This is a genomic window from Enterococcus sp. DIV1767, assembly GCF_050542585.1.
GTDB lineage: Bacteria > Bacillota > Bacilli > Lactobacillales > Enterococcaceae > Enterococcus_D > Enterococcus_D innesii.
The window spans coordinates 379,599-390,989 of record NZ_CP172936.1; the positions used below are offsets into that span (position 1 = coordinate 379,599).

The 11,391-nt window shown below is 44.6% G+C and carries 13 protein-coding genes and 1 other annotated feature; of the genes, 10 read left to right on the forward strand and 3 right to left on the reverse strand.

The window, feature by feature from the left end; genetic code table 11:
* The first annotated feature begins 5 nt into the window (after nt 1-5).
* A complete protein-coding gene (locus tag IGI78_RS01860; RefSeq protein WP_195265412.1) occupies nt 6-923 on the forward strand; it encodes an ABC transporter ATP-binding protein in 918 nt (305 codons plus the stop codon).
* A gap of 1 nt (nt 924) precedes the next feature.
* Entirely contained in the window at nt 925-1,686 is a 762-nt protein-coding gene (locus tag IGI78_RS01865; protein ID WP_195265409.1) for an ABC transporter permease, read from the forward strand.
* A gap of 73 nt (nt 1,687-1,759) precedes the next feature.
* On the opposite strand, the gene IGI78_RS01870 is transcribed toward IGI78_RS01865, so the two are convergent.
* Both IGI78_RS01870 and IGI78_RS01875 read right to left on the reverse strand, forming a co-directional pair.
* Nucleotides 1,760-2,665 (reverse strand): sensor histidine kinase, encoded by a 906-nt coding sequence (locus tag IGI78_RS01870; protein WP_195265407.1) that lies wholly within the window; start codon nt 2,663-2,665, stop codon nt 1,760-1,762.
* 14 nt (nt 2,666-2,679) lie between these two features.
* Nucleotides 2,680-3,348, reverse strand: coding sequence for a response regulator transcription factor (locus tag IGI78_RS01875; RefSeq protein ID WP_077453968.1), 669 nt, complete (start codon nt 3,346-3,348; stop codon nt 2,680-2,682).
* Nucleotides 3,349-3,505: 157 nt separating this feature from the next.
* Between IGI78_RS01875 and IGI78_RS01880 the strand changes: the two genes are divergently transcribed.
* The 8 genes from IGI78_RS01880 to IGI78_RS01915 all read left to right on the forward strand — a co-directional run bounded on the left by IGI78_RS01880 (nt 3,506) and on the right by IGI78_RS01915 (nt 10,679).
* A complete protein-coding gene (locus IGI78_RS01880) occupies nt 3,506-4,198 on the forward strand; it encodes an NAD-dependent protein deacylase (RefSeq protein ID WP_077453967.1) in 693 nt (230 codons plus the stop codon).
* A gap of 13 nt (nt 4,199-4,211) precedes the next feature.
* Nucleotides 4,212-5,060 (forward strand): chorismate mutase, encoded by an 849-nt coding sequence (locus tag IGI78_RS01885; RefSeq protein ID WP_005227205.1) that lies wholly within the window; start codon nt 4,212-4,214, stop codon nt 5,058-5,060.
* Nucleotides 5,057-5,581: a transcription repressor NadR gene (locus IGI78_RS01890; RefSeq protein WP_077453966.1), complete on the forward strand. Its 525-nt coding sequence runs from the start codon at nt 5,057-5,059 to the stop codon at nt 5,579-5,581. Before IGI78_RS01885 ends, IGI78_RS01890 begins: the two co-directional genes overlap by 4 nt.
* An 11-nt stretch (nt 5,582-5,592) precedes the next feature.
* Entirely contained in the window at nt 5,593-6,111 is a 519-nt protein-coding gene (locus IGI78_RS01895; RefSeq protein ID WP_077453965.1) for a cysteine hydrolase family protein, read from the forward strand.
* A gap of 53 nt (nt 6,112-6,164) precedes the next feature.
* Nucleotides 6,165-6,403 (forward strand) — a binding site (T-box leader).
* A gap of 359 nt (nt 6,404-6,762) precedes the next feature.
* Nucleotides 6,763-7,839 carry a methionine ABC transporter ATP-binding protein gene (locus IGI78_RS01900; protein WP_086293864.1) on the forward strand — a complete coding sequence of 359 codons (1,077 nt, stop codon included), beginning with the start codon at nt 6,763-6,765 and terminating at the stop codon, nt 7,837-7,839.
* A complete protein-coding gene (locus IGI78_RS01905; protein ID WP_010748680.1) occupies nt 7,840-8,520 on the forward strand; it encodes a methionine ABC transporter permease in 681 nt (226 codons plus the stop codon).
* A 52-nt stretch (nt 8,521-8,572) separates the two neighbouring features.
* Nucleotides 8,573-9,412, forward strand: a complete 840-nt coding sequence (locus IGI78_RS01910) for a MetQ/NlpA family ABC transporter substrate-binding protein (RefSeq protein ID WP_081118269.1) — start codon at nt 8,573-8,575, stop codon at nt 9,410-9,412.
* 58 nt (nt 9,413-9,470) lie between these two features.
* Nucleotides 9,471-10,679, forward strand: a complete 1,209-nt coding sequence (locus IGI78_RS01915; protein ID WP_081118270.1) for a M20 family metallopeptidase — start codon at nt 9,471-9,473, stop codon at nt 10,677-10,679.
* Nucleotides 10,680-10,772: 93 nt separating this feature from the next.
* Here IGI78_RS01915 and def read toward each other — a convergent pair whose 3' ends face one another.
* Nucleotides 10,773-11,336, reverse strand: a complete 564-nt coding sequence (gene def / locus IGI78_RS01920) for a peptide deformylase (RefSeq protein ID WP_005227211.1) — start codon at nt 11,334-11,336, stop codon at nt 10,773-10,775.
* Nucleotides 11,337-11,391: the final 55 nt, after the last annotated feature.

An 11,391-nucleotide genomic window follows, 5' to 3' on the forward strand; every position in this document is an offset into this window, starting at 1 on the left:
TAAAAATGGAAAATGTTCTAACAATCAAAGGATTAAACAAACGTTACGGCAAACAGCAGGCGCTGCATGATGTCGATCTAACGATCGCGAAAGGAGATATTTATGGATTGGTGGGGAGAAATGGTGCTGGGAAGACGACCTTATTAAAAGCAATCGTTCAGTTGATCCAACCCACTGGTGGCAGTCTGCAGTTGTTTGGTGTCGAAGGCGGCAAAGCATACACCCAGATGCTGAAACGCGTTGGCAACGTGATTGAGACTCCAGTCGCTTACGACCAATTGACCGCTAAACAAAATCTAAACTATTATTGCAAAATCAGCGGGGTGGTGGAACCTGATGCCGTTAGTAAGGCACTGTCGTTTGTTGGTTTGACCAATGTCGGCAACAAGAAATACCGTGATTTTTCTTTGGGTATGAAACAAAAGCTCGGCTTAGCCATCGCTTTATTGAACCAACCGGATTTTCTGATATTAGATGAGCCGATCAATGGCTTGGATCCTGTAGCGATCGTTGAGTTTCGGGAGCTGCTTTTACGATTGAATCAAGAACGCGGCATGACGATTTTGATTTCCAGCCATATTTTAGAAGAGTTGTACTTAGTGGCTACACGTTTTGGGGTCATTAGTGAGGGGCGTCTGATCAAAGAGATGACCAAACACGAATTCGATCTGATGGCGAAACGGTTTATTCAATTAGAAGTGGATGATGTAGCCACAGCTAGCCGCTTGCTAGAGAGTCAGCTGATTTCTGAATATAAAGTTGTCAGTGACCACAAAATTCATATTTATCAAGAGAATGTGTTGATTCGGGACCTGGTCCGTCAGCTGGTTTATGAAGGGATCGCTATTGATCGGATTTCTTTTGAAGGGGAAAATCTAGAGTCGTATTTCAAAGAGTTAGTAACAAGTGAAGGGGGAAAGTAAGATGTTGAATTTTATTCGAGCCGATTTGTATCGTTTATCAAGAAGTAAAAGTTTTTGGATCACAGAAGGAATTATTTTATTGTTGGTGATTTTATCCGTTGTTTCTAATGGTAGTGTGGGGGTCACTCTTGGGGATAGTACGCAAACAGCAGGCGGCCTTACAGAAATCACTGGCTTTCTGGCGATCCAGACCAGTCTGTCTTCCATGTTGCTGTATTACTCCTTGCCATTGGTGATGCAGGTCTTAGGCAGTGAGTACACGAAAGGGACCATGAAGAATATCATTACCGTTGGTGTCTCCAAACCCGCTTATCTTTTTGGGAAATTCTTGGTATATGCATTGGTACTGGTCTTACAGATCGTTGCGATTTGTTTGGTGAGCTTTGTAGCGGGAACGGTTATTGGGGGGATTGGTTATAATGACCTTTCACAGATAGAAAACTTGTTGTATTATTTCGTTAGTTTTGTACTGATTTTATTAGCGACGTCCTCTTTTGCAGTGCTAGTTCTGTATTTAACCAAAAATACAGCAGTCAGCGTATTGGCGACGATTTTTATTCCGATGGCCTTTGCGATTGCCCGAATCTCTTTACCCGACTGGAAGTTTTTAGAATACTTGGACTTTCAAGGTGGGTTAGAGATGGTGACCATGACTACTTTCCAAACATGGGAAACAGTCCAACCAATTTTTATTGGGAGTCTGATCAGTTTGCTACTTTGTCTTTTGGCTGCGCATCTGGTGTTTAAGAGACAAGAATTGTAAGAGCAGAAAAACGCCCAACCGTATCGACTAGTGAAGGTCGAGCGATTGGGTGTTTTTTGTGTATAGCCATGAGTTAGTAGGATTCAACGGACTGCTGCCAAATCAAAGTCAAACGAAACGTCTCTTCGGTTGTATCCAATTGGATCTTGCCGTCTAATGCATGAGTCAATGCCGCGATGATATACAGACCAAGTCCGGCTTGCTGTTTATGCCGCGAAAGGTCTTCCGTATAAAAGCGGTGGGTCAATTTTTCTGGGTACTGGATCGGTGCCTTCAGCTGATTTTCCTGTTGGAAAACAACGCGATCTCCTTGCTGATTCAAGCGGATCGCTCCGGTCTCACTGCCATGTTCCAGTAAATTGCCAAGGACATTTTGGAAAATTCGTTGCCAGCTTTTTTTATCCGAAATGATCATGATGTTGGGTTGGATCGTCACCGTTAACGGCAACTGTTGCGCTTCGAATGAAGGATAGAGCTGGAGCAGTTCTTCTTCCAATAAACGAGAAAGATCGAATTCTTCCAAAGTCAAAGCCAGTTGATTGTCTTTGAGACGCTGATAGGTCAATAACTGTTCCAGATGATTTTCGACTTTTTCTAGGTTGCTGCTGACTTTATCCAGCAGCTGTAGTTGTTGCGGGGTGAGGGTCGTATCGGCTTGCAGCAGTTGTGTGTAGCCGCTGGCGACCGTTAAAGGTGTGCGCAAGTCGTGAGAGATATTTTGAATGGCTTGTTCCAACTGCTGGTTTTCTTGCAGCATTTGATAGTGCTGCTGCTTATTTTTTCTAAGTATCTGATTGTTTAACAAGGCGATCGCTTTTAAAGCGGGGACGCGGGTCTGCAAATGGATCTCTTGATTTGTTTCGATTTCGCTGATTCTTGTTAATTGCTGGTGGTACTTTTTTAGATCATATAGTAAGAAAAACCAATAGCCCAACAATAACACAACGATCAGAGCGGCGAAAAACTGAAGTATATGCATGAGGTTCCTCCTTTTTAAGCTAGCTTGACGCCGATGCCCCAGACAGTATCAATATACGCTTCATCTGGATCGAGTGTTTTGATTTTGCTGCGTAAATGGCTGATATGGACATTGATCGTGTTTTCTTCACCGTAGTAAGGTTCTTGCCAAACCGCTTCATAGAGCATTTCTTTCGTATAAACTTTTTTGGGGTTGGCTAAGAGCAGGGAAAAAATCTCAAACTCCTTTTTCTTTAACTGAACCGTTGCCTCTCCTCGTTGCAGCTGAAACGAGTCAGGCAACAGTTGAATGTTTTTATACGAGTGGTTGCTGGCAACTGGAGGGGTTTGTTTATTTGTGCGCAATTGAACAATGATACGGGCCTTTAATTCTTCGACATTGAAGGGTTTGGTCAAGTAATCATTGGCACCCGCCAGCAAAAGGGTGGAAACATCGGCTGGTTCATCTAAGGCAGTCAAGATAATGACGGGGACCGTGGAGGTTTGGCGAATTTCTTGCAAGACTTGTGTCCCATCTTTACCGGGGAGCATTCGATCTAGCAAAATCAAGTCGAAAGCATCTTGCTGAAAAAGCAGCAGACCTTCCGTACCTGAATAGGCTTGCTGGACGGTATAGTCAGCTGCTAAAATAGTAGCCAACATTTCGCTGATCTCATTGTTGTCTTCGATAATCAAAATTTTCATTTGGTTTTCCCAGTCTCCTTGTATTTATTGCATCTATTATAAGCAATTCCGCACGAAAAAGCATTAGTTGCTTTTAAAAAAGAAAATGGCTGATTTTTCGCAAAAACGGTTCTTTTTCGGTTAGAATAAGAGAAAAGCCATAAAGGAAGTTAGAACGATGAAGGTATCTATTGAGCAAGCAATCGCAACGGTCACCGCCGCATCATCCGTGACCTTTTTGACGGGTGCCGGTGTTTCGACCCCATCGGGCATTCCTGATTACCGTTCCTTAAAAGGGGTCTATCAAGGAGTGGCCCAGCCAGAGTATTTGTTAAGCCATGACTGTTTAGAAAACGAACCGGAAACATTTTATCAGTTCGTCAAGCACCTCTACCATCCTCAGGCCCAGCCGAACATCATTCATCAAAAAATGGCTGCGCTACAAGCGAAGAAAACCGTCTGGGTCGTTTCACAAAACATCGATGGACTGCATGAAAAAGCAGGGAGTCACCAAAGAATCGATTTCCACGGCTCCTTGTACAACTGTTATTGCCGAAAATGCGGCAATCCGGTACCTTGGCAAGCATATTTGCAGGACTGGCACCATGCAGGATGTGGCGGTCAGGTCCGGCCAGCGATCGTGCTTTATGGGGAAGGATTTACGGATGAAACCATTGAAGGAGCCATTCAAGCCGTTGCTCAAGCCGACCTGACGATGGTCGTGGGGACTTCGCTGCAAGTCTATCCTTTTGCAGGGCTAGTCGATTACAGCCAGCAGGTGTTGGTCATCAATAAGGAACCATTGGCGATTCCGAATGAATATGGCATGTTGACAGCAGCAGCCGAAACGTTTTTCCAGAAAATTGAATGAAGGAGTTTATGATATGACACAACGTACCGAAAAAGAGAAAATGATTGCTGGCGAATTGTACTTTTCCCCAGATCCAGAATTGGTGGCAGATCGAAAATATGCCCGTGAACAAATGAACCTGATCAACCAAGAAACTGATACAAAAATCAAAGAGCAGTTACTAAAAGAAACTTTCGGCTCTGTGACTGGTCGAATCTATATCGAACCGAATGTCCGTTTTGATTATGGCTACAATATTTCTGTCGGCAAAAACTTCTATGCTAACTACGACTGTGTGCTATTAGATGTTTGTCCCATTACCTTTGGCGACAACTGTATGCTGGCACCCAATGTTCGGTTGTTTACGGCGACGCATCCATTACATCCAGTCAAGCGCAACAGCGGCTTAGAATTAGGGGCACCGATCGTGATTGGCGATAACGCATGGATCGGTGGTGCGGCTACGATTTTGCCGGGGGTGCGCTTAGGAAACAATGTCGTGGTGGGGGCTGGCAGTGTGGTCACAAAATCATTCCCAGACAATGTTGTGCTAGCGGGAAATCCGGCACGGGTCATCAAGACGATCGACTTAGAAGAAGAAAACAACCAGCAAGATCCCTTGGCTGTTCAGCGGGCAGCGATCGATGACATTGATTGGCAACTCACGCATCTTTTGGAAAAACGTATGAGCACGGTCAACGAAATCGTGCAATTGAAGAAAAGCAGTCAACTGCCGGTATTAGATGAAAATCGTGAAGAGAAAGTGCTGGAAAACATTCGGCAGGCAATTTCTAATCAAGCCTACGAAGAAACGATTTTGGCTATGTTTCAATCAATTATGAACCACTCAAAAACCTATCAAGAGAATCAATTGGAGGAATGAGTATGGATGGAGCAACACGTCGAGAAAACATTTTAGCGGCATTGAAGCAAGCGGACAAAGCGATCAGTGCCAGCAAACTGGCAGAATCCCTCGGAGTCAGCCGTCAAATCATCGTTGGGGACATTGCCTTATTGCGAGCAGCTGGTGAAGCAATTGTGGCTACGGCTCGTGGGTATCGGCTGCAAGCGCTGTTGGATGAGGCAGGACATGTCAGTAAGCTAGCGGTACAGCATCGACCTGAACAAACGGAAGAAGAATTGCGTATCTTTGTCGCTTGTGGTGTGGAAGTGGTCGATGTCATCGTTGAGCATGAGATCTATGGAGAGATCACTGGCAATTTGCAGATCCAAACAGACCAAGACGTGACTGATTTCATCAACAAAACCAAACATGCAGAGGCCCGCTTGCTCTCAGATTTAACCAACGGGGTACACTTGCATACGTTGCGTTACGCCGATCCTGCGGCTTTGGAAAAAGCCAAACAACAGTTAGCAGAAAAAGGCATGCTCTACCAAAATTGAGGAGTGAAGTGATGCAAGATGTCTTATTGATCATTGACTTGCAAAATGGGGTCTGTCAAACAAATGACCAAACAATTGACCATTTGTCGGAATTATTGCTGTTCGTCAACCAACGAATCCAACGATATCGTAAAGAAGAAAAACCAGTTATTTTTGTTCAGCATGAAGAGGAGACGTTGCCCTACGGCAGCAAAGCATGGCAACTGCACCCAGCATTGGCCTATGAACCAACGGATCGTTTGATTCGAAAAAAACACGCCAATAGTTTTTTTCAAACAGATCTACAAGCGGTCTTACAGATAAACCAAGTGCGTAGTATCGAATTTGCTGGTGCTCAGACGGAATATTGCCTTGATGGCACGATCAAATTCGCGCATGGTCTGGGTTATCAAAACGTCGTGTATGCCCAAGCCACAACGACGTATCCAAGCCGAGGACGATCAGCAGCTGAAATCATTGATTGGTACGAAATGATCTGGCAAGGACGCTATGCGGAAGTCTTGGCAAATCCTCAGATGAAAAAATTGTGATTTTTTGTTGACAAGGCGTTCATTTTCCAGTAAAGTACAACTCAACAAGAATAATGAATCTGTTGAGAAGGAAAGTAACCGCGGATACTTTAAAGAGAGACTCTGGTTGGTGGAAAGAGTCAAGTCAGAAGCGATGAAAAATGGCCTTGGAGGATTGATTGTCGATAAGTAGGCAATCACGGATACGCACTACCGTTACAAAGTGCACCAATCTCTAGCACGGCTAGACGTTGGGTTGAGGGAAGGGAAACCTTCTAAACAAAAGGTGGTAACACGAGTATTCGTCCTTTTACTAGCAAACGCTGGTAAAAGGACTTTTTTTATACCAAAAATCAAATAGCACCACACACGAAGAATTGGTAAGTACAAAAGCACGTTTTTTCAACAGAGAGCTTCGGTAGCTGAAAAGAAGCATCAAACGACTTTTAGAAAATGGCCAAGGAGTGATTCGTTCCGAGCAGTAGTTTGCAAGGCGACGACGGTAGCGACCGTTATCTGGCTAGAGTATGATCGTACTCGAAAAGGAGCTGTATGCGAGTACAGCTTAAACTGAGGTGGTAACACGCAAAAAGGCGTCCTCAAACAAGTCACAGGTGACTTGTTTGAGGATGCCTTTTTTTATTGAAAAAGACAAGAACTAGGGGGAAGACGATGATTTCATTAAAAGACATATCAGTAACATTCAATCAACCAAAGAAACCCGCGATCCAAGCGGTCAAAAACGTATCGATCGAGATCGACAAAGGGGACGTGTACGGCATCGTGGGTTACTCAGGCGCCGGGAAAAGTACACTCGTCCGTGTAATCAACTTATTGCAGCGACCAAGCAGCGGCAGCGTCGTCGTCAATGGCACGGAGCTGACCACGCTTTCGGCGAAAGCTCTGCGAGAAAAACGGAAAACGATCGGAATGATCTTTCAGCACTTCAACTTGATGGACAGTCGCAATGTTTTTGATAACGTGGATTTTTCCTTGAAATATGGGGGACGGTCCAAACAGGAACGTCATCAAAAAGTTACCGAGCTGCTGGCGCTTGTTGGATTGGAAGAAAAAGCCCAAGCGTTTCCTAGCCAACTATCTGGAGGACAAAAACAGCGGGTCGCCATCGCCAGAGCTTTGGCAAATGATCCAGAGATCTTGTTGTGTGATGAGGCAACTAGCGCCCTTGATCCGAAAACGACCTTACAGATATTGGCTTTGTTGAAAAAATTAAATCGGACTCTCGGTTTGACCATCGTGATCATTACCCATGAAATGCAGGTCGTCAAAGAAATCTGCAACAAAGTGGCAGTGATGGAAGACGGCGAAGTCATCGAGCAAGGCTCAAGCGTTCAGATTTTCAGCCAACCAGAAAAACCTTTGACCAAAGATTTCATCCGAACGGCGACACACATCGACCAAGCCTTAGAAACGATCCTTGGCAGTTCGAAATTTTCTTCCTTGGCACCGAACGAATGGCTGGTGGAGCTGTCCTATGTGGGGGATCAAACCAATGAACCACTGATCGCCCAATTGTACAGCCGCTACAAAGTGACCACCAATATTCTTTACGGCAACGTGGAGATCTTGCAAGAAGTGCCGATCGGCAGCTTAGTCGTTAGCTTATCCGGCGAATACCAACAGCGTAAACATGCCTTAGAATATTTGAAGTCTCAAGGGGTTTACACCAATATTTTAAAAGAAAATCATGCAGAACCATTAAACAATGTAATTAAAGGAGGATTTTAGATGGCTGCCTTATTAGAAAGATATTTTCCCAATGTTGTTGCGATCCAAGATGAATTTGTGACAGCAACGATCCAAACCTTGTATATGGTTTTTTGGACCTCTTTGATCGCGGGCATCTTAGGCATCTTGTTAGGGATCGTTTTGGTAGTGACTCGACCGAATGGGATTTTAGAAAATCGACCGCTCTTTGAATTTCTCGATAAAGTCATCAATGTGGTGCGCTCGATCCCTTTCATTATCTTATTGACGTTACTAGGAACCTTTACCAGATTCCTTGTCGGAACGACCATCGGCGAAACAGCAGCATTGGTTCCTCTGATTGCTGGGATCATTCCTTTCTTTGCTCGGCAGATCGAGATTGCCTTGCTAGAAGTTGACCCCGGTGTCGTGGAGGCAGCTGAAGCGATGGGCACCAGTCCTTTCGGTATCATTTTTCGGGTCTATTTGCCAGAAGGCGTGGCGGGAATTATTCGGGTCTCTGCATTGACCGTGATCAATGTGATCGGATTGACCGCCATGGCAGGAGCAGTCGGCGCTGGCGGTTTAGGAAACTTAGCCATCACCCGCGGGTACAACCGATTCCAGACCGATGTTACGATCATGGCGACCTTGATCATCTTAGTATTCGTTTTTATCAGTCAATTTGTCAGCAACCTACTCATTAAACGAGTATCACACTGACCACCACTTACGTACAAATAAAAAAACAAGCAAGTCTATGGAGGAAGAAAAAATGAAAAAATTCGTACAATCAATCGTCTTAGGGGCAGCATTATTATTTATTACAGGATGCGGAAACAATGGCAGTGCCGCAGCCAATGATCAAGAAGAAGTCACGGTGAAATTAGGGGTGATTGGTGCAGACACCGATGTCTGGGATGATGTCAAAGATCGTTTGAAAGACGAAGGCATCAATTTAGAATATGTCCAATTTTCTGATTACAACCAACCCAACGCAGCCTTGGCTGATGGTTCCATCGACCTCAATTCATTCCAACACCAATTTTTCTTGGACAACTATAATGAAGAATTTGGTACTGATCTCGTATCGATCGGCAATACAGTCAATGCGCCATTAGGTATTTATTCCGACAAAGTGACGGATGTCAACGACTTGGCTGAAGGAGCTAAAGTTGCGATCCCTAATGATGTGACCAATGGTGGTCGGGCATTGCTTTTGTTACAATCAGCTGGATTGATCAAAGTGGATGAAGCAGCCGGACAAACACCAACGGTCGCGGATATTACAGAAAACCGTTTGAACTTAGAAATTTCAGAACTTGATGCAGCGCAAACCGCTCGGGCACTTTCCGATGTCGATGTTTCGGTCATCAATAGCGGCATGGCGGTAGATGCAGGATTTGTACCAACCGAAGATGCGATCTTTTTAGAGCCTGTTGATGAAACGGCCCGTCCTTACGTCAACATCATTGCCGCCCGTAAAGAAGATGAAGACAATGAAGTATACCAAAAAGTGGTCGCTGCTTACCAAACAGAGGATACGAAAAAAGTCATCGAGGAAACGTCAAAAGGATCAAGTGTTCCTGCTTGGGAAACCTTTGGGGCGAAATAAGTACCACGTAATTTGATATAAAATTGAAAAAACATGTATAAAAAGGAGAGATTTGATTATGACAACAGCAACTATTACAAAAGCAACGATTAAACCATTTATCCAAGAGCGTTTAGCCGCTTATCAAGCCTTGGCATTAGATATCCATAATCACCCAGAAGTCAGCAACTATGAGTTTTATTCAGCCGATGCCCTGATCGCCCAATTAGAAAAAGAAGGCTTTGCTGTCAAAAAGGATGTGGCAGGCCATCGCACCGGCTTTGATGCCCGCTATGTCAGTGGGAAACCTGGTCCGACGATTGCCTTTTTAGCTGAGTACGATGCGTTACCTGGCATCGGTCATGCCTGCGGACACAATCTCTTCGGGACTTATTCCGTCTTAGCTGCCAGTGCTCTACAACCTTTCATCGATGAGCTAGGCGGGGAGATTCGAGTCTATGGGACGCCAGGAGAAGAAGGTGGAGAAAATGGTTCCGCTAAAGGTAGTTTTGTCCGTGAAGGGTTCTTCAATGATGTCGATGCCGCTCTTTGTGTCCATCCAGCCCATCGCTATGGCAAAACGACAGCGTCATTAGCCAATGATCCAGTGGATATTAAGTTCTATGGTCGAGCTTCCCATGCGGCAGCAGCACCAGAAAAAGGCATCAACGCGTTAGAAGCATTGTTGCAAGTCTTTAACGGGATCAATGGGTTGCGCCTGCACTTACCAAAAGACGTCAATATTCATGGTGTGATCACCGATGGCGGCGTAGCAGCCAATGTCGTGCCAGAATATGCAGCCGGTCGCTTTTATTTACGAGCAGCCAATCGAGCAACCTTGAATGATGTCTATGAGAAAGTCGAAAACATCGTCAAAGGAGCCGCTTTAGCTACGGGAGCGACCTATGAATTCGGCTTGTTCCAAAACTCCGTCGATGATGTGATCGTGACACCAAGTTTTGATGAGATTTTCTTCGCCCATGCCCAAGAAGCGGGCGTACCTGCCGATGAGATCGATACGGAAGCAAAAGCAAGTCTTGGTTCTTCTGATGTCGGCAATGTCAGTCAAGTGATCCCGACGATCCAACCCACCGTTTCGATTTCAGATGACTACATTGCGGGGCATTCGGAAGAATTCAAAGCCGCTGCTAAGAGTGAAAAAGGCTTGCAGTCGATCGCTATCGCGGCGGAACTTTTAGCCCTGACAGCGTTAGATCTTTTTGAGCAACCGGCGTTATTAGAAAAAATCAAAGCCGATCATCAAGAAAGTTTAGCGAAAGGCAATTAATGCCAAAATTGTGAAAGAAGATATCCAGAGGATACTCAATAATATAGAAGAAAAAAAGTCTCTGCCGCAAAATGTCGGTAGAGACTTTTTTTGTTAGTCGATGACTAAAATGCCTTCTTTTAATGAAAAAGGATTTTGCTGATTGATATGATCGTAGAACATGACCCCGTTCAAATGATCGATCTCATGCTGAACGACGATTGCAGGATAGTTCTTCAAACGAACTTTTTTCTTTTTGCCGTTAATGTCGTAATAGCTGATCGTGATCCGGGCATGGCGCACCACGTAGCCGGGCACTTCACGGTCCACGGAGAGACAGCCCTCGCCTTCACCCAGACAAGCTTCTTGCACGGAATGACTTAAAATTTTGGGATTGTATAGAACATCTTTAAAATCAGGTTCAGTTTTTTCTGGGTCGCTGCTAGGGACGAGGACCGCTGTGATTCGTTTTGAAATATCTAATTGAGGAGCTGCTAGACCAACGCCGCCTCTTAATTCAAGTTCTTCTGCCTTGACTGGGTCTTGGCTGTTTTCTAAAAAGGTCATCATTTCTTTTCCCAGTGCGATATCTTCTTCGCTTAAAGGAAAAGGTACTTCTTTTGCTACTTCACGCAAGGTTGGATTGCCTTCGCGAATAATATCATCCATTGTAATCATTGATGATGTGATTCCTCCTACTATGTAAAAATGACGAAAGCAAGTTTCGTTCCTA